This window comes from Paenibacillus sp. J22P277, from assembly GCF_059383675.1.
This window is the reverse complement of the sequence record NZ_JBXENS010000012.1, coordinates 11,451-32,550: the sequence shown is the minus strand read 5'-3', so window position 1 is coordinate 32,550 and position 21,100 is coordinate 11,451. Positions and strand designations below refer to the sequence as shown.

The window sequence follows — 21,100 nt, the reverse complement described above, 5'->3', positions numbered from 1 at the left end:
CGACGCCGCATTACGCGGTGCGGGACTGGCAGCTGTGCGACGCGCAGGTTCCCGTCGAGCGGGACGTGACATGTGCCGCTTCGGCCGGGAGGCGCTTTATTCTTTCGCGGGATGCTGTATCACGGCACGCCGAGCAACCCCTCTTCCGGTCGGAGAAGGGCGCTTCTATTTCACTATGTGCCCATCTCTTCGGAACGGGTAAACCTGCAGGAATACAAATGATGTACAAACGAATGTTCACCAATGAATTGTCCGGGACGGAGTGCTGAGCATTTCCCTGTAGCGATGCTAATTCCATTCCAGCGTGCAACTTCCTTCTCCTTCCTGCGTCTTGAATAATAGTCTAATTATGGAAGGAGACCCCTCATGCACCGTCGCAAACTAACGATCGCCACGCTGGCATCCGTCTTATTGAGTGGACTGTCGACTGCGGCAGCCGCTCCGCAAGAAACAGGTATTACGCACCAGCTCGCACCGAGACCCATCACCGCGATTCTGTCGGATTACTCCACTGCCCTTCGCGCTCAACTTCTCAATGGTACCTTGATGGTACCCGGGCGCGACCTGCTGCGAGCTATCGGCTACGACTTGAAATGGGATGCCGCCAGTCAGACGCTGACAGCCAACCATGCAAGTAAGCCTAAGCTCGTCTTTCAAGTAGGCAGCGTTAATGTAACCATCGGCAGCGGCACGAAGAAGAGCCCGACAGCTCCGTACTTAGCAGACGGCACGCTCCAGATTCCCCTGCGTCTCGCGATCGAAGCCGCCGGTCTGAATGTCGCATGGAACGGAGCGATTCGCGAAGCAGTCGTCACCGATCCACAAGCTCTGCCGAAGATCAGGCTTACGACTCGGGCGGACAACGGGAGCGTCGAACCGCCCCTGAACCTGATGAACTATTTCCGCTCGAACATGAACATCGACGTCGACGTGAATCTGCTTCAATCCGACTTCTATCTGGAGAAGAACCGCGTCATGATTGCCGCAGGCGATATGGGCTCCATGATGCTGATCGAGGACAGCTATTCCTATCCCGACGAGCTGATCCAAAGCTTCTCCATGGATCTTACGGACGAACTGAAGGCGTTTCCGCGCTTGAAACAGCTGGTCGAGAGCACGGACGGAGCCCGCACCGTGAATGGACGAATATACGGGATTCCGCGCCCTGGCGATCCTCATGATGCGCCTTTCCCCGCGCTTCGGAAGGACTGGCAGGAGGTCCTTGATCTAGCCCAGCCGAAGACGATGGATGAGCTCTATGCTGTACTAAAGGCAATGACGCAGCGCGACCCCGACGGCAACGGCAAAGACGATACGTTCGGGATCACCGGCTATGTGACGGCCTCGACCCTCGGTTCGTTTGCCTGGGTCGAGCAAGCGTATACCGGCAGTCCGGAACGTTTCGCGTTGCGGGATGGCCAAGTCGTGGATCTCGCGGTGGGAACCGGCGAGACGGAAGCGTTAAAATGGCTGAGCAGCGCCTATAAGGAAGGTCTGATCGACAAGGAGTTCGCCGTGAAGAGCGAGGAACAAGCGATGGCGAGCATTCGCGACAATCGTGTCGGCGCAGCTGCCCTGAGCTTGCGGGATGTCGCATCCCTCACGCACGATAAAGTGGCGTGGACGCCTTTGGCAGGCTTGAAGGCGGATTCGCTCCGTGCTCCGATCGTGCCATGGAATACGAACGAGCCGGATACGTATATCATCTCGCGCATGTCGCGCGTCGCGCCGAAGACGATTTTGCAATGGCTGGACCGAGGCCTTGCGATGAACGAATCGAAAGCATGGGATGAAGTCGACGGATTCGAACAGGCTGACCGCTCCGCGCTTCAAAGCATCTTCGGCGAGCCCGATCTGCTGGACGATGCCGCGCTCAAGACGCTCGAAGAACCGACGCGCGCAGCGTTCGAGTCGGCTGTCGCCGAATGGCGCAAGACCTCCTACGCGAACGAAGTCGTTCCCGCCTTCTCCCGAATGTGGAGCACGGGCAAATACGCGGAGTTGAATGCCGATCTGCAGCAAATGAAGATCAAGGTCATTATGGGCGCGGTTTCCCTGAACGACTGGGAGCAATATACGAAGACCCTCACGGCATCCGCGTCATACAAGGCCATGCTGGAGGATTTGGAGAAGATTAAGGGTTGAGAAGCTAAGGTTATAAAATAGTTTGGGTTTCATGAGATCGTTACCTCGACTATCATTTTATATGTGTTCCTTCTAAAGGATAGCCGAAATGGCAGGTATTCGCTGACTTTACATGTGTAACGTCAATATTTAAAGTTATTAACTGATAGTAAAAATGCTTTGAAGACCGGTGATCGCAACATGCCCTCTTTCGTCCAGTTCCGCGTTTTGGCCTGCGCGCGAAGCGGCTTGAAGTGAACCACGAACCGGTCTTCCTTATATCAATTAGCTCTGCACTTGTGATCGTTATATGAAGTTACTTGGCAATTAATGATGTATGGAATGTATGTTAGAGATTGCTGTCTTTAATTAAAAACCGCTTACCAGTTATCTGAGTAAGCGGTTTTTTTGTTTAGCCCTCAATGGTCTCCTGCTGCCGCTTGCTTAAACGGCTTCATAGCTCGCGCGAAATACTCCCCGAACTTAATCGACAGCTGCGTCTTTGCGACGTCTCGCGTCATTCCGAAGGTATCCTCATACCCGCGGCAAACGTAGCGATAGGACAGGATAAAGTTTTCATCGCTCATCCCATGCTCCCACCACTTAATTTTTGCAAACCTGAAATGCTTCTTGATCGCAATGATATCGGCGTTGATCAGATCAATGAGCCGGTCCGTCGCCATCAGGAATAGCGGCTTGAGTGTGTTGTACGAGCCCTCCAATTGCTTAAGGTTATAATCGATCATATTGAGCATCATCAGCAAAATGATGTTGTCCCGCAGCATCTCGCGCTCCTCGGTCGTCATCATCGCCTTCATTCTATCCGGCTGCATGTCGATTCACCAACTCGAACGCCAGGACATTTTCGACCGCGAACACCCGCGGCCCCTTAGATTTGAAACAGTGAGCCCGGATATGCCCGTCGACCACCGCCTTGATTTCGATCTTGCGCTGCGTGATCCGGCCCTTCCGGTCCAAATAAACGATGTTCACGACGCGGCCAACATACCGATCGATTGTCATGTGCAATCCCTCCGATGCGAACGTATGATCTTATTATAACCCGAATGTACGTTCGTCATGCAAGTGGGAAATTAATGCTTGGGCTTGCGCCTCTTCTGATTTAGTGGGGTCTTCTCATCCAACCATTCGAGCTCATTGAAGTTCGAATCGATCCGCTCCGGAGCCCGGTCATGCTCGACAGCCGCCCGTTTCTTCACAGGCATAACGCTCCGTTTGCGATGCTGTTTCATAAAACTTCGCCCTTTCCCGTGTAAATGCATCAGGAATAAAGTATGCAAATCTACAGGCGGTGGACTGGGCACTAATCGATGCTGCCGAGCAGCCTTCGCATGCTGTTCAGTGAAAATAAAGTATTAGACTGAAAAATAAAGTGTTAGACTGCGAAAATAAAGTTTTAGACTGAGCGGTCGCAGATATTAGTGAACAATTAAAAGGAATGTTCATTCCTAATGGACTTATTTGTCAATCCCAATTTGGAGTTATGGAATTTCGGATCGGATGACGTATACTATCTTTATAAATCTTAGCAAGGTGTGATGACGTGTCCCCCCGTACAAAGAAACAGAACGAAGCGATTCGAGAACAGCGCAAGCAAGAAATTTTGCATGCGGCAATTCGCGTCTATGTGGCAAAGGGCTACGCAGCCACGACTTTAAGCGATGTTGCAAATCAAGCAGGCCTTGCACACGGGCTCGTATACTACTATTTTAAAAATAAAAAAATGCTGTTTCGCGAGCTATACGAGTACATGATGGATCAGTCGCTTACTTATACGACGGCCTATTTCGCTCAGGATGCGCCGGTGCTTCAGCAATTCAGTAGCTACGCCGTGCTGATCTGCGAGCGTGTCATCAAGGATCCCGAGACTCAGCGTTTCTATATGCGAATCAGTCTGGATCTCCACCATTTGTACGAGCCCGGAGAACTGTCGCCGTTTGAATGGATGAAGAGTTTTATCAAGCCGATGGTCCAGGCGATTGACAACGGTATCCATCAAGGCGTCGTTCGTCCGGGAGACACCTATCTGATGGCCATGCAGTTTTGGGGGGCTGTTTCCCAAGGCATGACCTATCTGGATCAGCTTCTTCAGGATTTGGCCGCGCAAGGCATGACGGATATGGAAATAACCCGCGTTATCGGAGAAAAAATCGAACAAATCGCCGTATCGGCCGTTTCGTTTTTCAAACTGGATTCATGACTCGTTTTAAGTTGACTAAGATCTCAATCAAAAATATAATGAATTCAAGGAGTGTGATCATTTGCCAACGATTCGCAAGGAGATTTTGATTGATGCATCACCAGAGCAAGTATGGGATGCGGTCAGCGATGTAGGTGCCGTCCATCGTCGGTTGGTTCCCGGCTATACCGAGAATACGATCATGAATGGTCACGAAAGAACGCTCATTCTGCCCAAAGGCGGCACGGTTCGCGAGCTCATCGTGTCCATTGATCCACAGGAACGCCGGATGGCATATGCGGTAAAAGAAGGAAGCATGCCGCTGCTGCATCATCATGCGTCGTTTCAAGTCTCCCCCCATGGCGACAGCAATGCCAGGCTCGTTTGGATAACCGATTTTCTACCCGAACATCTTGGCACCGAAATTCACGCACGGATGCACCGCGGAGCGGAGGTTATGAAGGAAACGATCGAGGCTGAAGCAAAGGGTGTCCGTCTATGAGGATTTTGGTCGTTGCGGCTCATCCGAATATCGGACAATCCCGTGTCAAATTAACGCTGGTTGGCGGAATTACGCGGATATCCCGATCATATAACGGTTCATGAACTCTATAAGACTTATCCCGATTTTGCCATCAACGCCGAACATGAACAGGAACTCGTTGCTCGGCATGACCGCATCGTGTTGCAATTTCCGATCCAGTGGTACAGCACCCCAGCGTTGCTGAAGAAGTGGCTTGATGACGTGTTTACAACGGCCTGGTTACTCGGATCCGGCGGCAGAGCCATAGCGGGTAAAGACCTTATCGTTGCCATATCGATGGGCGGCGATGAAGCCTCCTACCAGTCGGGCGGCTTGATCGGGTATACGATCAGCGAGCTGATTCGGCCCGTTCAGGCATTTTCCAATCAAATCGGGATGGTCTTCCTGCCGCATTTCAAATTTTATGGAGCGGCGAAAACGAAAGACGACCAAATCGAACATAGCGCCGCGGATTATGTGAAGCACATCACGTCTCCCGATCTCAACCCGGTTGTCGTTCGTCAACGGATGCTCGCCGAATTGAGTAGCAAGAATTAATACCGTTAAGGCAAGCAACGCGATGAGTTCGTTCATTAGGGAGGACCAATATGGTCCTCCCTAATTCTACTCCAACCCGAATAATGCATCACTGAGTTAGTAGCGGCAGTCTAAGACTATATTTTTCTGGTCTTAGTCCTCCGCTACTTCTATAATTAATCCAGTCTAAAACTTATTTAGCGAAGACTGACAAACTTATATTTGAAAACCCGCTTAGATCAATAACTCCAGTCTAAATCTTTATTTTCAATAGACACATGCGCTATTTTCCGGAAAGGCTCAGCAGCCGATTAAGGTGCGACGATTATTGACGCTCGTCGCTTGGCGCCTGCAATCCGAACCTTAATCCGCTGCATTCACGGATGCTAAAGGAGTGTGATGTCGTCAGGAACGAAGTAGAACAGTCTATTCATCCGATTGGTTTCTGGTTTGGGTTCCATCAATAACACAGGTGCTGATGTATACGAAAAGAGCGCCCGCAATGGACGCTCCCAGGAACAAGTGCTATAGAATGAATTCTTCGAACACCGGCGACCGGAGCATACCGTTGCGGGTCCAGTTCCGCGTTTTGACCCGCGCGCGGAGCAGCGGCTTGAAATGAACTGCGAACCGATCTTCCTTGTACACGAGTTGGCTCTGCACGCTCCGCAGCGCCCGCTTGTGGTCCTCGTTGATCCCGAACTCGATGATCCCCGCCGGACGGATCCGGCCGTCCTCTTCCATCACCGATGTAAGCCAGCCGAGCTGCTCGCGCCGGATGCCGGTAATGAACACCTCAGCCCGCGTCCAATTGATGACCTTTTGCCAGGACCACGACCGAGTACCGATCGCGTACCTCGAACGGAGGTCCTTGATTACGACGCCTTCCAGCCCGTGCGCGCTGACGGCATTGAAGTACTGGACCGTGCTGCCCTTCGCCGGCTTTACCTTCGTGTAATGCTCCGTCTCTGTAAACACCTCGTCCAGAAGCTCTTTGCGCCGCGACAGCGGCAGGTCGGTGACATCGATGCCCTTATACCGAATGATATCGAAGGCACAGAAGGTCGCCCTAACGTGGCTGCTCCGTGATTGAAACCGCGACATCATCGCCTCGAAGTCCGGCTTCCCGGCCGCGTCGGTGACGATCAGCTCGCCGTCCAGTATCGTGCCTGGCGGCAGTGGAGAACTATGCAGCTCTGGAAATTTAATGGTGACGTCGTTCTCATGCCGCGTGTATAGCCGCAGCCCGTCCATTGTCGATACGATCAGCCGAATGCCGTCAAGCTTCAGCTCCGCGACGTGATGCTCCTTATCAAACGGCTGGTTGTCCGCCGCATACTGCAACAACATTGGAGATACAAACATTTTTATCACCCAATATCATTATAAGCCTGCTTTGACGAGGTAGTAGGTGGTAAATCATACAAGCTCTCTACTTGAATCGAAAATGAGTTACTTATTTGTCTTTTGTTAGCGGGCGCGAGATCGACTTGCTTTTCTGTGGGAGCTTGTTTGTGATATCTCTTCTGCAATCCAATACAGTTTCGCCGGGTGAGGTACTCACATGCGGATTTTAATCAATGGTTTTGGCAAAAGCCTACCGCGCCTTAGGCTTGCTTCACCCCTCGGACACAGAAGAATCCCTAAACCGGATTCTCTCTGTCTCCGAGGGGTCCGTATCCTTGCATATTTCTGCTTATTTGGGGGAAATTAACGCCAATCCCCAATATAGGAGGCATACAAATGGCGAAAAACTCGTTAGTCATACCACAAGCATCACATGCGCTTGATCAGCTTAAATTTGAAATTGCGCAAGAACTTGGCATTCAGCTTTCTCCTGATGGATACAACGGAAACTTAACAACGTACAACGCCGGCAAGATAGGTGGCTCGATTACTCGCAGACTGTGTCAAATTGCTGAACAAAGCCTCGGAGGAGCACAAAGCTTCCGATAAAACATGAAAACAGGACAGTTAATAGCTGTCCTGTTTTTTCATATTCTGTCGTTTCCCTCGTTGCGGGGTCAATCGAAAAGTAGCCATCTTCTACTGCGTAATGTCTCAATTATTAATTAAGCCGTACCCGATGTATCCGGACCGTCCGGACCATCGATAATATCCACAACGCCGACGGCAAGAACCGTGACCGCGGCTGCTCTTCCCAGCTTCTTGGCACCTTCTCTCATGAGCTCTTTATCGTTGTCCTTAATGCCAGTCACCAAATCGATTCCACTGTCAACCACGTATTCGAGTCCTTGACCAGCGCTTTTAACCGTTGTCGTTACAACATCTCCGAGTTCACCCAGGCCAGTCTGCGTTTGATGCTTATCCGTCGTAATCAAGCCGGCTCCTACATCCCATACGCCGCTCGCGGCTTGGCCAGCGATTTCCCCCGTCTTCGCCGTCACTCGCTCCACGTCATTGCCGATTTCTTTAATGTAATCGCTATGAACAAGCTCACCCGCAACGCGCACTGTGCCTCCAAGCACTTTGCCCGTTACATCTCCCGCCAACTTCCCAATGCCCTTCAGAAAATCCATCTCAGACACCTCCGTCGCTTCTTGTTATTCTATATAACGATTAATGACATTGTTCGTTTCAAATTAAACTCACTCCGAGATGAGTCCGTTCCCCTTATTCTTCGGTTAAAATACAGCTTATGTGGAGTAGTATAACTTGCGTCCAAAAAATTCACTTATTCGAAATGATAATAAATACCAGTCATTTGCTCCGACAATTTCCAAAGCCGTATTCTCGTCTGCTCATCATCTGCCAAGTTAGGCCTCCGAACGGCATCTGGAGGGCCTTTCAATTCAAAACGCCCTGTCGGTCCGTAGAACTCCCCGCCACGAACGTTCGGCATGGAAGCTGCGTACAACGATGCCCATGCACTTTGATCAGCTGACTGCCCAATGAAACGAATAAGCAGTTGGCTGGTAAGGACACGGATCCATGCTGGAAAATGGCGCTGAATGCCGGTAACGCTTGTCCCTGGATGGACAGCCATGCTTGTTACACCCAAGTCCTGAGCGCGTTTATTCAATTCGAAAGCAAATAAAACATTGCATAGTTTGGAGCGGTTGTATCCCGCCATCGGTGAATATCCCTTCTCCATATTGATATCGGTGAAGTCGATGGCTCCCGAACGAGACGATGCTGCGGAGACGGTCACGACACGGCCGTTTGCTTCCTTCAATAGTGGAAGGAGCAAACCAGTTAGCGCAAAGTGTCCCAAGTGATTCGTTCCAAAATGTTTTTCGAACCCTTGTTCGGTTAACTCCTTCTTCTGCAACCCCATCACACCTGCATTATTCAACAAGACATCCAGTTTCTTAATTTCTGTCCTAACCTCGTCGGCAAAATTACGGACGGAATTCAGATCAGCCAAGTCGAGTTTTTTGACAATGATTTGAGCTTGAGGCACTTCCTGTTCGATCGCGGCTGCAGCTTTCTGCCCCCGACTCAGATTGCGGCTTCCGATGATAACCCGAGTCCCAACTCTGGCCAGTTCCAGCGCTGTATAGTAGCCGATCCCGGTATTGCCTCCCGTGATAACTGCTGTTTTCCCATCCATTCGCGGCATAGTTCTCACGTTCCAGTTTTTGGTGTTCATTGAATATCACTCCTTATAATTAATGAATATTTATTTATTTATAAATAAAAAAAATTACGCCCGAATCGCATCCCAACTCATTTGAATGGCGGTGTCGAGCGTTTGATCGTCCAATTGAATTTCACCCTTAATATGGCTTTTTGCCAACTGGGCAAGCGGCATGACAGAATAATGAACGAGCAGGCCTAGATCCTCCTGCTTGAACAAGCGGTGCTGCTTCCCTTCATTGAATAATGTGAACACCGGCTGATACCAATCGTGAACCCCATCTAAGCACCATTGCTTCAACAAAGGAGAATTCGACACCTGCTCCATGAACAGAAAATAATCGCTATGCTGGCGGATGAAATCAACAAAATTCCGTGTATACAGATCGAACCTCACCCGGAGCGGCAAATGCTCATCCATCCCGCCTAGCACCACTTCCGCCATCAACTCCTTGGTCTTCACGTACGTCTTCTCTAACATGTCCTCCTTGTTCTGATAATAAATATAGATCGTAGCGGCGGATACATTGGCTGCCTTGGCAATCTTGGCGACGGTAGCCTGAGCGAGACCGATCTCGTTGACGATCCGGATTGTGGCTTGAAAAATGGAATCAATTTTATTGTCATCTCTTATTCTCATGAATTTATAATAAACAATTATTCATTTAAAATCAAGCGTCTTCAGAAATGTTACAACGGAAGTCGTTCTCTGCACTTGTGGTACGGGGTGGTCATATCGACTGCCAGGGGAAACTCAAATAAAGCCGCCCATTATTGGACGGCTTTTTAATTTAATTTATTTCATACGCCATGTAATCATAAAGTGCCAGTCAGGGACAGCTTGTTCTTCGCACCGTTGCTGTATCATGTGAACAAGACATGAAAACCGTTGCTGTATGGCCTTCTAATCTCTCCTATGATTTTTCTGTCCCTAGCAGCTGTCAACTTGAGTTTTTCCCCTTCGAATTACACCAAACTGCTGCCTCTCCTTACTAGTTCGGAAATCGTACTCCTCTCCATTATAATGCCAAGTCGCAAGATTAAAGGCACCATCCCAAACTGCATCTTCTATAACCTTCCCGCTGCAAGATAAGGTTCGTTTGAGTTGTTTGATCGCTTCTTGATATGACGCGGCCTCAAACAAGATCGTGCTATTTTTGTAAGCAATGATCGGAATCTGATCTCTTCTCTTCTGTGGGAGTGGGTGAGTTAAGTTTTTCATCATCTATATCCTTTCCTGGAGGCTGCGTATTGCTGCCCATCAAGGGATAGGCTGCCCACAGGCTGCCCTTATTCAATCGCAGTTGGATTCAAGACCGGCGAGAGGCACCAGGTACGTCCATAGCAGCCAAAAAATGACAGACCATCAGGACGTCGTTATTTTTTTGTGCTCCCATTGAATTTCCTTGGCAAGCGTGAAGAAATCCGGAAATTTTATTTTGCAGTGATGGCACGGATTAACCGTCCGGTAAAGCCCCTTCGATTTCATATGGTTTATGATGTCGTTTATATCTTTTGAACAGAACTTAGGGTGCAGAGGTGTGACTGGACGATCTTTATTCTTGGCTGGAGGCACGTTAAGCGATTGGCATCCGGCGGCAATATGAATCAAATTTTTGTATCTCTTTGAATCTTGGTCCCATGTGTTAATATTCATCACAAACCCATCTGGGTTGTCTGTTCTCCACTGCTCATAGATTTCTTTTTGTGATTCAAGCTCGAATACTTCCACATTAAAACCTCCCTTGTATTCAACGCGCGGCTTAGGTAAGTAAGCTGTTTTCGCATGTGCTCTTCCTACAGCCGGATTTGATTTAAGTTCCTAAGAATCAATCATTAAACAAGTCCGATAAATGCAGCTGCATTAAGTTTTAACAATTACTTGACCCATACTGAATCAAAGAACCTTGTAATTATGAACGATTCAACCGCCAATCTTCATCGACGCCCAGCCGCTTGGCCAGAACGGTGTCGACTTCAAATAGCAGCTCGCTGAACAGCGATTTCGGAACTTCGATCGGCCGAATGCGATCTTCATCCTTGATCTCGCTATAGACGTAACTTCCGCGCGCAACTTTGCCGGCACGGTAAAAATCCATTTCGTAAATGGTGACTCTCTCGTCTTCCATTCCGACCGAAAGATCACTGATGGCCAGCTGAACACCAATGCCAAAGGATTCGAGCTCTTTGTAGAAATCAAAGTAAGCACCGGCATCTACGATTGAACCTTTGGCCCAGCCGAATTTGGTGAGCCCGCCGAGAAGCGACAAGCCATTAATCGTGACTCCTGCAAAGCGCATGACGTTCGAGGCGCTCTGTTCTTCGTTCGTAATCGTAAACGTATTCCGCTTCAACTGAAGCAGCGGCTGCGTCACTTCATAATCCGCGAATTGCTGCATCCAGCGTTGTCTTTCGCCTTCTTCCAGCTCCAACGGATGGACCAGAGCGACAGCATCGCCTTCGGAAAACTCGGCCTCGTTCTCGTCCGCAGAAGTAAAGCTGCCGTCTTCCATATATCTGAATGTGGATACGAGTGCTTCGTCCGTATAAACGCCCCATACAAGCCCCGATGCAAAAGCATGCAGTACCGGATTGCCTACGAAGAGCTTGTGCCATGCGGCGTACGTCCAGCGTCTTCTCGTTGCAAACGACTGCTCCAACCGGATTTGAACGGACTCGGTGACGGTTTTGAGCTCCTTCTTCAGCTGCTTTGCTTCCAGGATGGATGCCGCAGCCAGTTCCGCATCGTCGGACGCAGCGGGAGCAGGCAATGTCTTATAGTGCTTGCCGCTTTCGTCCGAAATGCGAATATCATGATTCAGCATCAGTTGCAGCGTGAACTGCCTTGGACCGTAATTCGCTGTTCGGCGGCCATTCGCATCGAAGCCTAAATGCGGCACAACCCGGTCTGCGAGCTCCTCGGCGGAGATGCCCGCTATTTCCGCCGCTTGGCTGAATGCAGCGGCAGCCGCTTGCTTCACCTGCTTGAATTTGAATTTACGCGAGATTTGATCAATAAATAGCAAGGCCGAATCCAGCGGAGATAACAGCAAGGCCTTTACGGCTTCACATGCGATTGCACCCCGTGATTCAAGCGGCCATGCCGAGATTCGGGCTTGAAGCGCAAGCACGACGCGCCTGTCGCCAAATGCGGCCGCGAAGGCCAATACCCACTTTTTCTTCGCTTCCGCTCCCTCTTTGAGCCACCGCTTCAGCACCTCGTCGGCCAGCGCAGCCAAATCCTCCTCGCTGAGCGGCGCGGCCAGCTCCTGCGCCTTCCAGTTGCGCTTGATTTCCCCTTGAACGGCATAGGCATTCAAGATGGCAGGCGTCACTGTTTCGTCAGCCAGGTCATCGCTTGCCTGCAGCCGCAGACGTGGCAGAGTTGCAAGCTCCAGCCAGTTCAGATGAACGGTGTTGACTACAGCAACCGGTGCTGCGTTTGGATCCGGCGCTGCCAGCTTATCTTGCAGTGCATTGGCGACCAATTCTTTGATTTTGGCGGTCTTTTCGCGATTATATAAAGCTTGAAGCGCTTGTTCGACCGTTTCGCTGTTCCATTGACTCAGCAGACGTACGACGCTCTCGCGAACGGCCGGCTTCTTGTGGACGAGCAGCGGCAGGATGGCTTCTGTCTGCTCCATGCTGGAGGACAGGAGCAAAACTGCTTTGTCCCTGACCAGTTTGCTGTCATCCGCCAAATAAGGAATGGCAATGTCCGCGTAACGTTCAGCGTCATGCGTCATGAGAAGCGTAAGAATCAGAGATTTTTCCTGAGGTGCATCTACTTGCGTATGCAAGTAAGCGATGAAAGAGCTGCTGAGCACCACCATATTGGCGTTAACGTATGCCAAGGTTCCTTGAAACCAAGGCTGCACATCGCTAACCGCCCGCTCGGGCTGGGCCGTGTGGACAAAATACGAAATCAAATCCTCTATTTCTCCGCCCGCCTCTCGATAGGCTTCGATAAACGCGCTGTAATGCAAACCATGCTCCCTCAAGCTCCAGCTGCAAAGATAAGTTAACGTGCCTTCATCCGTATGCGCAAGAAAACAGACCACGCGTCCGAAGAGTGAGGAATGCGGCCAAAGATGCTCTGCGGCTGAAAATCCTCCGAATGACAAGCCCTTCGCTTTATACCGCCTCCAAGTGTCCTTCAGCGCATGAGACAGCGGAGCTCCCCGGAAATAAGCCATAATTGCAGCTAAATCCCCTGGTGTTACCTGCTCTGATTTCAAGATCTCCTCTGCCCTAAACAGGAATTGCTCCTCCACACGGTCAAGATAGGGCTGTCCGTCGGTGATTTCCCAAAGCACCTTACATAATTGCAGCGTCTCCAGCTTGGAAGAACGCATGATCGCTCGTTCGTAGCACGCTCGATCCCGGAGCAGCTCATTACGAAGCGGTAATAAATCATCATAGCGATGATCGGAAAGATAATTGGCCAGCTCTTTGATGTATATCTCCCGTGGAAGACCGTAGCGCTCATAATAATCAGGAATCTGCAGCCGCCGTTCATCGTACTTTCCGGAAACAGCAAAGGAGTGAACAGTAAAGAAGAATGAAGAATCCCACAAGATGAGAAACCGAATGAACGACGCCGAGAAAGGAAACATGGCTTCCGTTACCTCTGCCACGTAGACCGCATAATTCAACCATGTTTCGCGATCGTTATAGTCCCATTTGACGCGCTGCATGAGCGTCTTGATCTCTTCGGCGCCGGCGCCGCTGAGGATTGCATGCAAAATGGCAGCCGCTTTGCCTGCCGTCTTGGATTGAAGCGCACGCTCCATGCATTGAATAAAGGATTCCTCGAACCGGATAAAAGAGGCGGCGCTTAACAGGCCCACCTTCGCCAGGGAGGCGGTCATGATTAATTGATCGAAACCGCTTCGGGAAGCCGCGTACTCCTGCAGCAGCGCCGGCTCGCGCTGAGCCATAAGATCGAGAAAAGCGATTCGGTGTTCTCCCAGACGCTCCGATAATTCGTTATGTTCAAGGTACCATCCCCAAACGATTTCAAGCGGAATGGAGTAGGTGCTGATTAACGTCAGACATCCTCTTCGCCAAAGGGCATCCTCCACATATCCGCTGCTGGCCTCAAGGAACGATTTACTGCCGATTTTGAGCATGACGGTCAGCAGTCTGCCCAGCAGTTCCGATTCACGGCCCTTCAAATGAAGCTTTCGAATATGGGACCAGATGCGTCCGACGCCGTTATGATCATTGCGCTGGAATGCGATTATCGGCAAACCAGCCGGCATGTCTCCTGTCCCTTCCATATATCGCACGCTCTCTGCAGCTGTTGTTCCATCGAGCCCGATGTTAATGAGCAGTTGATCCAGCCCGCTTGCTGCCGCCACACTATTTGCCACGCACGACTCACTCCACTCCGTAATAGTTTCGCAATTTGTTGTCCTGCCGAATCCGTCTTGCTGCGTCGATGAAGGACTGCAGCCGAATAAACGCTTCATGGCTGCCGTTTCGTTCTTCAAAGCTCATTCGGCTGTGCTCGAGCTGTCGAATCAAGTCCGTAATCAATTCGCAGCCATACCGAAGTCCTGCATCTTGAAAGGGCCGCTGCAATGCTCGCAGTTTCTCCAGGCTGCCTGCCGTCGCGCTGTCTAAGCCGGCGATGAACAAGCGATCCGTCGCATCTTCCAGTTTGTCGATCCATTCGTCGAGCTGACCCATGTTCTACCTCATTCCATGCATAAATCAAGACGAGAGCCTGCTTGATCAAAATATGTGATCGGGTTCACGTGCAGCATTCCATCCACCGCATGAATGACGCCTATGATGACGCCGGAACCGTGCGGCGAAGAAGCGAGGAATTCGACATTGCGTAGTTGCACTTTTGTTGCCGGCTGATATGGAATGCGGATCAGCAGCGCCCTGCCGTCGGCATCCAAAAGCGCGGTCAGCAGCTGCTGGCTTTTCTCGTTGAAGACAGGCTTCTCCCATTTAAATACCCGGATGCAGCTGACGAATGGCCCTTGCGCGGATGGATCATCGTCATCCTGATCACCTTGATGCCGGATATAATCTTCGGCCAATGTCTGCCAGCGCTCATAGATCGGCACGTTTAATGCAGCCATCTGTGTCTGCCCTTCTGCCGTCGCCGCGCTTTGCTCGCTGGAGGAGAGCCGCCCGAGTCGATTGGCGCGTCCTTCACGCAGCAGCAGCACCAAACGGCTGAATTGTTGAAGGGGCAGATTCAGTCCCCATGGCGCAGATGATGCAGGTGCTGAAACATGAGGCTGTTCGTAGTACGTTGGTCTGCTTTCCGTATATGTAAACCAGCGCTTCATGCTTTCGCTGTAGAAGTAAACGGTCGTCCCGCTGTAACCGGATGCTGCTGCCCAAGGCTGAATGGCGCAGGCATGCAGACGAACAGGCGGAATGCCGTAATAACTGGTTTTAAATGCCCCAGCCAGCCGCTGCGGATCTGAAACAGGCTGCTGCCGCTGCATGAGATGTACATGTCGAAAAAGTCGAACTATGCTTCGCTTGAAGGTTGCAGCCGAGAATGCTGCGGATTTTCGCGCATACGCCTCCGCCTGCGTTTTCAAGTTCCGCAGCTTCTTCTCGATTCGCGGCATGTCGTGGCGGTGTGCTTTGACGGCGAAATGCTCCAGCCGCTCGGTTACGTTCTCCGGCATGCGCGCAAGTCCGAGCGAGGTCAGCTCCGCGAGCAAGCTCTTCAGCGACGACAACAGCTCCTCATTCGGCTGCCAGTTGCTCCCTGCACGCAGTTCTTCGAGCCGCAGCAGTCCGCGGCTCTTTTGAAGGCGAAGCAGGCTTTCCGCGGCATATAGGCGGCGATCCACACCCGCCGGCTTCACGAACGCATGAAGGAGCGGGTCCCTCGGCGGAAGCTGTACTTCGATGCCGCTTTCCTCGAACAAGACGGTTAGATATGCGTCTTCACGGATCGTGATGGGAACAGGCAGCTCCAGTCGAAACCGCAGCTCGTCGAAGGCCCGATCTCCGATCTCCTTCCGGATCTCCTGCCACGGTACTGCGTACAGTTCCGCGAATCTGTCTGGCGCGGCAGTGACTGGTTCTTCTGCGCGTGCTTCTGCAGCATGAACCAATCGTTCCTGCAAGAGGAGCAAGCTGATCATAATATGCTTGCATATGGAGCGGGATGGACAACTGCATGTCCACTCGGTCAACCACGGATGCAGCGTCGTGCGAATTTCCTCGGGGAGCTGAACCTGCGCTTGTTCGCCATCGAACACAACCTCTAGAAGAGCGATGCCTTCGCTTTCCTTCCTAGCCCGCTGGTACGTTCCCCGATTCGTCAGTCGAATCAGCTCTTCTTCGGTGACCTGGGACAACCAATCTACCCATGCTTGCGGGAAATGACCGTTCTGATCCATTTCGTTAATTCCTCCGGTGTCATTGCGCCGACTGCTGCTCCCATCGAAGCCAGCTTCTGTGCCGCGTGCTTGTCATAGGCGGGAACTGCCTCACGGTCCAAGGAAGGCAGGACGATCAAGCGAGTCCTCGTTTCCATTATCGCTCCAGCCCACTTGTACATCCGTTCATAGGAGCCGCCTTCGTACAGGTCGGAGATGAGGACAACGATTGTGCGCGACGGGTCGGTCACATGCGCGTACGCATATTCAAGCGCGGCCGATATGTTCGTTCCGCCGCCTAATTGTACGCTGAGCAGCGTTTGTACCGGATCGTCCACGACATCCGTGACGTCAACGACCTGCGTGTCGAACAGGACGAGTCGATTACGCAGCATCGGCAGTTTATAGAAGATGGACGATAGGATGGCGCTGTGAATGACGGAATCCAGCATGCTTCCGCTCTGATCGACCAGCGTGATGATGTGCCAGGGCTGGCGCGGCTTCGTCCTGCGATGAAAATAAACCTTCTCAATAAACAGCTTCCGCTGCCGAAGATCGTAATGCTTCATATTGCTGCGGATCGTCCGCCTGATATCCAAATCGCGCAGCGATGGCCGATAGCCCGGCTCGGTCAACGATTGACTGCCCATGAAGGCTGCTTCGATCTTCGCTTCGAGCTCCAAGCTAAGCTTCTTTACGATACGATCGACCAGCTCCCTGGCGAGCGCAAGTACAGGACCTTTCATCAAATGCTTCAACTGCAGGATACTCTTGAGCAATGCCATATTTGGCTCCAGCCTGCGAAGCACGTCCGGATCCGTCACCAGCTCTGTCAGCTTATACGTCTCCAGTGCGTGTTTCTCGAGAAGCTCGACCGTCTGCTTCGGAAACAGCTCGCGGATCCGAGTGACCCAATTCGGTACGGTCAAATTGGTCGGCCCCAGATTTCCTTGGCGCATGCCGCGCTCCTCGCCATATTCCCGTCCATATAGAAACTCCAGCGCGGCATCTTTCTCCTGCCATCCGGCTGCGCCGCCAAGCGGAAGATGATCTTCGCTGTGTCTTCCCAGCAGGAGCCGCCAGCGCAGCTTCGTTTCTTCGTTCATGGCAGCAATCCCCATTCTGTCAACTGACGCTTGATTTCATCGTCCAGCTTCCCGCCTGACAGAATCGTCTCGGCTGCCGCAGTCACAGGAATCGTCAGCATGTCCGAGTCCGCTCCCTCTTCATCCGCCACTTGTTTGGCGATCTGATCGATTTCATGCGGCGTGAAGAAGCTGAACGCCATTTTCAAATCCGGCAGGACCTGATGAAAATGATCGTTGCCCATGCTCGCGAGCACTTTGCCGATGCCAGTCAGAAATCTCGGCTCGATCAGCAGTAAATCTCGCGCGGTCATGAAAAGTCCCTTCAAATACCGTGCAGCCTGATGGACGCGCGATCCATAGAAAAAGCCCTCGGCAGCCCTAGCCACTTGTTCAGCCTCGAGACACCTGGCACCGTAGTACAGTCCCGCAGCAGCGCCTTCGATAGCTGGGTTAGCGTGTTTATTGCTCATCAGCGATTTCAGGGCCGCTTGCAGCATCTGTTGAGGCCGCGTGCCCTCCTGAATACGAGCGGATAGATCTTTCATGCCATTAATTATTCCATTCTCCTCTTCAGCTGTGCATGTGCTGACGGAACCCATCAGCCAGATACCCTTATCAATCAATTGCTCGTAGAGGGTTTCCAGGTCCTGCTTATGCCCCAGCTGCCATAGATCGGCCATGTCCAGCATGAAACCGATCCGGCGAATCGCCTCGGAAACGTGTGAGAACGAGCTTTCGTTTCGGATAAACGGTTCCAGCTGAGGAAGCATCGTCTCCAGCGGATGCTCCAATCCCATGCGGCATCCTTCTACGATAAGCAGCGTCATCGCTTCCAGCGTCAATGCTTCCCGCACGCGCACTGTCCAGCAAGCCTCAGCGGCTTCAAGTACGGTTGCCCCATACGAGGCGCGTTCAATGAGCTTTGCGTCCACGGACGAAGTCATTTTCGTCCGCCAATACTCTTGCATCAGATTCAGACCGGTCCGGGTTCTTGCGTCGAACCCCCGTTGGAAGGTAGCATAATCAACCGCCAAGAAAGACAGCCGGTGGAGAAACCGGCTCTTGCGCAAATCCCGGGGCTTCGTATACAGCTGCAGCGCCAGCTGCTGCTCAGCCGTCGTAGCCGTCTTCAGCCGGAGCTCCCTGCATTGCTCGAAAAAATCGTGAACGAGCGGCGGTACGCCGGAAGCGGGATCCAATTGCCCGCGCAAACTTCCCTGAAGCATGCGATCAAGGAGTCGCACGGGCATATCGTTGGAGAGCGTCCGTTCTCCCTTTACGAATGCCGCAAGTACGCCATCCTGCAGCTCTTTCACGCCGAATTGCGGCTTTCCCCGCAGTGCCTTCAAGCCATGGCATAGCTCGAGAGCAGCGATCACGTCCGGCGTCGCTGCCGCTTCGTCGTGTCTTCGCAGTTGTCTTGCCAGCTGCAGGAGAAGTTCGATGCCAGCCTCTTCGAACGGCTGCTGAACGGTGCTTGCAAGTTTGTCCCATACAAGCTGATAATACGCCGGAAACGGCATGCCGCTCGCATAGCCTTTCTTGGGATCGGCATCTTCCAGGCCGAACGGCATCGCGTAGCTTTCGGCGGCAATTCCGTCTGCTGGCGGGTGCAGATTCTTATCTTCTTGACGAAGCAGGCCATCCACGATGCCCCAAGTATGGTAGCCGCCAGTGAGAACCAGCACCCGGGATGTATTTGATCCGAGCCGGCGGATCTCCGATATCATAAACGCTTCGCGCGCCTCATCGATCTTCTCTGTCTCGCCGGACACCTCGCGGACATGGTAACAGAACGAAAGCATGCGGTCCCTGAATTGCGCCGTCGACAGCTGCAGCCCTTCCATCTCGAAGGCTTGTTCCCACCAATCATGGAACGATGCGTGTCCCGCTCTTTCGATGACCCGTTCGAAGAAACGCTCCTCGTCTTTGACGCGATCGCGGTCGTATACCGAGGTATGCTGTCCGTTCGCGGGCTTCCCGGCCGCAGGCGAGCAAAGCATCACTTGCTCCGGATGGGACAGATCGATCCAGTACACGGGAATGCCGCGTTGTCTGCCTTCGCGCATGGCGACCAGTTCCGGCGAGTAATCTAGCAGCGGATAATAGCTTGCATATGTACCGTCTTTTGGGCCGAGCTTCCCGTTATGGTCCGTGAAATAGGAGTATAGACTGACCGGCGCCTGCGTTTTGTCGGAGCTCAGGATCTCCTGCAAATGCTGGAGATCCCAAGGCGCCTCCATCAGGATGCGCTCCGGCCGGTATTCGTCGAGCAGCAGCCGCAGATGATGGGAACACGCCAAGCTGTGATGGCGAATGGGCAGAAACCGAATCCCGAACTGCGCTTCAACCGCCGACAGCGTCTCTAGCCCAACCTGGAACGTGCTTCGTACAATTCCGTCCATCGGCCGCCTTCCTCCAAGCTGCGCGATTTAATGACCGTTTGAAAATACTGCTCCAGTTTCGTTAAGCTTTCGCTGCTGTCTTTGACGATTGTGCCTGCCAGATGGGAGACGACATCGCTCATTTCGATTTGATTCTTGCCGTAATAATACGCGCTCATGACCGATTGCACGTAGACCGCCGTTGCTTCGGCCGTGCTCATGACGGCGCCTGGCTTGTCAATGCGGTGACCTTCCTTCGTCAGGCCTTCCCGAAGCTCCAGGAAGATAGCCGCCAGCAGCTGGATGACATCTTCGGACGGCTGCGTCTCGAGATGCGCAAGCTGCTGCTGTGCACCGCGCTTAATGATTTCCGCTTCCAGCCTGACGTCGCGGATCGGATGAACCGTCTCGAAATTAAAGCGTCGTTTTAACGCGCTGCTCATCTCATGGACGCCTCGGTCGCGTGTATTGGCCGTCGCAATGAGATTGAATCCCGGTGCGGCATAGAGGACGCCTTGCTGCCCAAGTTCGGGAATCAGCATGAGCTTGTCGCTCATGATGCTGATCAGCGTGTCTTGCACTTCCGACGAGCAGCGGGTGATTTCTTCAAAACGGGTCATGATTCCACGCGACATCCCCGTATACACGGGTGCGGGGACGAGCGCTTCCTCCGTCGGTCCATTCGACAGCAGCAGCGGATAGTGCCACGTATATTTAATGCTTTCCTCCGTCGTGCCTGCCGTTCCTTGGACCGTATTCAAGCTCGATCCCGAGATCGCGGCCGACAAGAGCTCGCTCAGCATCGTCTTGGCCGTACCCGGTTCGCCAACGAGCATAAGTCCCCGGCTTCCCGCAAGCGTGATGATGCAACGTTCCACAAGCGCTTCATCGCCGTAAAACTTCTGCGATATGACGATCTCCTCGCCATCGTGAGTCAGCGGCGTGCGGCTCCCAAGAATAAACGTGCGCACCGCCTCCGGACTAAGCAGCCAATTATCGGGCTTTCGCCCGTGATCCGCAGCGCGCAGCGCCGCAAGTTCCCGCTCGAACATCGCTTCGGGCGGTGCTTTGATTCGATGTACCGTCACGGAGTTCTCTCCCTTTTGTCATTTTCTTTATCCGTATGGCGGCTGGGCTCAAGAGCCGGTTTAATCATCGTTTCGATCATGGTACCGCGTCTCCTATTCTAGTTCGAACTCGTTTCGCGAATCGTTTACACGATAACGGATGCTGAACGTCAAAAGCCGCTCATCACGCGCTGGATCAAGGAGCGGATGCTA

The 21,100-nt window shown here is 52.3% G+C and carries 20 protein-coding genes and 1 pseudogene; 6 read left to right on the top strand and 15 right to left on the bottom strand.

Annotated features, from left to right (window positions below):
* Positions 1–72: 72 nt before the first annotated feature.
* Together AC50YL_RS33240 and AC50YL_RS33235 are read left to right on the top strand one after the other, a co-directional pair.
* A complete protein-coding gene (locus AC50YL_RS33240) occupies positions 73–222 on the top strand; it encodes a phytanoyl-CoA dioxygenase family protein (protein ID WP_494837664.1) in 150 nt (49 codons plus the stop codon).
* A gap of 144 nt (positions 223–366) precedes the next feature.
* Positions 367–2,145 (top strand): extracellular solute-binding protein, encoded by a 1,779-nt coding sequence (locus AC50YL_RS33235; protein WP_494837663.1) that lies wholly within the window; start codon positions 367–369, stop codon positions 2,143–2,145.
* A gap of 398 nt (positions 2,146–2,543) precedes the next feature.
* On the opposite strand, the gene AC50YL_RS33230 is transcribed toward AC50YL_RS33235, so the two are convergent.
* Together AC50YL_RS33230 and AC50YL_RS33225 are read right to left on the bottom strand one after the other, a co-directional pair.
* Positions 2,544–2,957, bottom strand: coding sequence for a YhjD family protein (locus AC50YL_RS33230; protein ID WP_494837662.1), 414 nt, complete (start codon positions 2,955–2,957; stop codon positions 2,544–2,546).
* Positions 2,944–3,147: a hypothetical protein gene (locus AC50YL_RS33225; RefSeq protein ID WP_494837661.1), complete on the bottom strand. Its 204-nt coding sequence runs from the start codon at positions 3,145–3,147 to the stop codon at positions 2,944–2,946. The genes AC50YL_RS33230 and AC50YL_RS33225 overlap by 14 nt, the downstream gene beginning before the upstream one ends.
* 541 nt (positions 3,148–3,688) lie before the next feature.
* Between AC50YL_RS33225 and AC50YL_RS33220 the strand changes: the two genes are divergently transcribed.
* The 3 genes from AC50YL_RS33220 to AC50YL_RS33210 all read left to right on the top strand — a co-directional run bounded on the left by AC50YL_RS33220 (position 3,689) and on the right by AC50YL_RS33210 (position 5,405).
* Positions 3,689–4,345, top strand: coding sequence for a TetR/AcrR family transcriptional regulator (locus tag AC50YL_RS33220; RefSeq protein WP_494837660.1), 657 nt, complete (start codon positions 3,689–3,691; stop codon positions 4,343–4,345).
* A 61-nt stretch (positions 4,346–4,406) separates the two neighbouring features.
* Entirely contained in the window at positions 4,407–4,826 is a 420-nt protein-coding gene (locus AC50YL_RS33215; RefSeq protein ID WP_494837659.1) for an SRPBCC family protein, read from the top strand.
* A 60-nt stretch (positions 4,827–4,886) separates the two neighbouring features.
* Positions 4,887–5,405, top strand: coding sequence for an NAD(P)H-dependent oxidoreductase (locus AC50YL_RS33210; RefSeq protein WP_494837658.1), 519 nt, complete (start codon positions 4,887–4,889; stop codon positions 5,403–5,405).
* A gap of 504 nt (positions 5,406–5,909) precedes the next feature.
* On the opposite strand, the gene AC50YL_RS33205 is transcribed toward AC50YL_RS33210, so the two are convergent.
* Positions 5,910–6,734 carry an ATP-dependent DNA ligase gene (locus tag AC50YL_RS33205; RefSeq protein ID WP_494837657.1) on the bottom strand — a complete coding sequence of 275 codons (825 nt, stop codon included), beginning with the start codon at positions 6,732–6,734 and terminating at the stop codon, positions 5,910–5,912.
* Between the two features lie 393 nt (positions 6,735–7,127).
* Between AC50YL_RS33205 and AC50YL_RS33200 the strand changes: the two genes are divergently transcribed.
* Positions 7,128–7,340 (top strand): alpha/beta-type small acid-soluble spore protein, encoded by a 213-nt coding sequence (locus AC50YL_RS33200; RefSeq protein WP_494837656.1) that lies wholly within the window; start codon positions 7,128–7,130, stop codon positions 7,338–7,340.
* Between the two features lie 116 nt (positions 7,341–7,456).
* On the opposite strand, the gene AC50YL_RS33195 is transcribed toward AC50YL_RS33200, so the two are convergent.
* The 12 genes and pseudogenes from AC50YL_RS33195 to AC50YL_RS33140 form a co-directional block, all read right to left on the bottom strand.
* Positions 7,457–7,924, bottom strand: a complete 468-nt coding sequence (locus AC50YL_RS33195) for a hypothetical protein (RefSeq protein ID WP_494837655.1) — start codon at positions 7,922–7,924, stop codon at positions 7,457–7,459.
* Between the two features lie 155 nt (positions 7,925–8,079).
* Positions 8,080–8,997, bottom strand: a complete 918-nt coding sequence (locus AC50YL_RS33190; protein ID WP_494837654.1) for an oxidoreductase — start codon at positions 8,995–8,997, stop codon at positions 8,080–8,082.
* Positions 8,998–9,051: 54 nt separating this feature from the next.
* The gene (locus AC50YL_RS33185) at positions 9,052–9,465 is read right to left on the bottom strand and encodes a TetR family transcriptional regulator C-terminal domain-containing protein (protein ID WP_494837750.1); all 414 of its coding nucleotides are present in this window, start codon (positions 9,463–9,465) and stop codon (positions 9,052–9,054) included.
* 3 nt (positions 9,466–9,468) lie between these two features.
* A pseudogene (locus AC50YL_RS33180) lies at positions 9,469–9,624 on the bottom strand (TetR/AcrR family transcriptional regulator); the annotation flags it as partial.
* A 291-nt stretch (positions 9,625–9,915) separates the two neighbouring features.
* Positions 9,916–10,209: a hypothetical protein gene (locus AC50YL_RS33175; protein WP_494837653.1), complete on the bottom strand. Its 294-nt coding sequence runs from the start codon at positions 10,207–10,209 to the stop codon at positions 9,916–9,918.
* A 141-nt stretch (positions 10,210–10,350) separates the two neighbouring features.
* A complete protein-coding gene (locus AC50YL_RS33170; RefSeq protein WP_494837652.1) occupies positions 10,351–10,716 on the bottom strand; it encodes a hypothetical protein in 366 nt (121 codons plus the stop codon).
* Between the two features lie 181 nt (positions 10,717–10,897).
* Entirely contained in the window at positions 10,898–14,359 is a 3,462-nt protein-coding gene (locus AC50YL_RS33165) for a DUF4132 domain-containing protein (protein WP_494837651.1), read from the bottom strand.
* Between the two features lie 7 nt (positions 14,360–14,366).
* Positions 14,367–14,678, bottom strand: a complete 312-nt coding sequence (locus tag AC50YL_RS33160) for a hypothetical protein (protein WP_494837650.1) — start codon at positions 14,676–14,678, stop codon at positions 14,367–14,369.
* A gap of 8 nt (positions 14,679–14,686) precedes the next feature.
* The gene (locus tag AC50YL_RS33155; RefSeq protein WP_494837649.1) at positions 14,687–16,369 is read right to left on the bottom strand and encodes a YehQ family protein; all 1,683 of its coding nucleotides are present in this window, start codon (positions 16,367–16,369) and stop codon (positions 14,687–14,689) included.
* Positions 16,333–17,454: a VWA domain-containing protein gene (locus AC50YL_RS33150; RefSeq protein ID WP_494837648.1), complete on the bottom strand. Its 1,122-nt coding sequence runs from the start codon at positions 17,452–17,454 to the stop codon at positions 16,333–16,335. The genes AC50YL_RS33155 and AC50YL_RS33150 overlap by 37 nt, the downstream gene beginning before the upstream one ends.
* Complete coding sequence (locus AC50YL_RS33145; protein WP_494837647.1) at positions 17,451–19,841, bottom strand: DUF5682 family protein; 2,391 nt, start codon at positions 19,839–19,841, stop codon at positions 17,451–17,453. Before AC50YL_RS33145 ends, AC50YL_RS33150 begins: the two co-directional genes overlap by 4 nt.
* Complete coding sequence (locus tag AC50YL_RS33140; protein ID WP_494837749.1) at positions 19,802–20,872, bottom strand: ATP-binding protein; 1,071 nt, start codon at positions 20,870–20,872, stop codon at positions 19,802–19,804. The genes AC50YL_RS33145 and AC50YL_RS33140 overlap by 40 nt, the downstream gene beginning before the upstream one ends.
* Between the last annotated feature and the right edge of the window lie 228 nt (positions 20,873–21,100).

Coding starts and splice junctions, on each gene's coding strand:
- AC50YL_RS33235 (WP_494837663.1), top strand. CDS start 367: ATGCACCGTCGCAAACTAACGATCGCCACGCTGGCATCCGTCTTATTG.
- AC50YL_RS33230 (WP_494837662.1), bottom strand. CDS start 2,957: ATGCAGCCGGATAGAATGAAGGCGATGATGACGACCGAGGAGCGCGAG.
- AC50YL_RS33225 (WP_494837661.1), bottom strand. CDS start 3,147: ATGACAATCGATCGGTATGTTGGCCGCGTCGTGAACATCGTTTATTTG.
- AC50YL_RS33205 (WP_494837657.1), bottom strand. CDS start 6,734: ATGTTGTTGCAGTATGCGGCGGACAACCAGCCGTTTGATAAGGAGCAT.
- AC50YL_RS33200 (WP_494837656.1), top strand. CDS start 7,128: ATGGCGAAAAACTCGTTAGTCATACCACAAGCATCACATGCGCTTGAT.
- AC50YL_RS33195 (WP_494837655.1), bottom strand. CDS start 7,924: ATGGATTTTCTGAAGGGCATTGGGAAGTTGGCGGGAGATGTAACGGGC.
- AC50YL_RS33190 (WP_494837654.1), bottom strand. CDS start 8,997: ATGAACACCAAAAACTGGAACGTGAGAACTATGCCGCGAATGGATGGG.
- AC50YL_RS33185 (WP_494837750.1), bottom strand. CDS start 9,465: ATGTTAGAGAAGACGTACGTGAAGACCAAGGAGTTGATGGCGGAAGTG.
- AC50YL_RS33175 (WP_494837653.1), bottom strand. CDS start 10,209: ATGATGAAAAACTTAACTCACCCACTCCCACAGAAGAGAAGAGATCAG.
- AC50YL_RS33160 (WP_494837650.1), bottom strand. CDS start 14,678: ATGGGTCAGCTCGACGAATGGATCGACAAACTGGAAGATGCGACGGAT.
- AC50YL_RS33155 (WP_494837649.1), bottom strand. CDS start 16,369: ATGGATCAGAACGGTCATTTCCCGCAAGCATGGGTAGATTGGTTGTCC.
- AC50YL_RS33150 (WP_494837648.1), bottom strand. CDS start 17,454: ATGAACGAAGAAACGAAGCTGCGCTGGCGGCTCCTGCTGGGAAGACAC.
- AC50YL_RS33145 (WP_494837647.1), bottom strand. CDS start 19,841: ATGGACGGAATTGTACGAAGCACGTTCCAGGTTGGGCTAGAGACGCTG.
- AC50YL_RS33140 (WP_494837749.1), bottom strand. CDS start 20,872: ATGTTCGAGCGGGAACTTGCGGCGCTGCGCGCTGCGGATCACGGGCGA.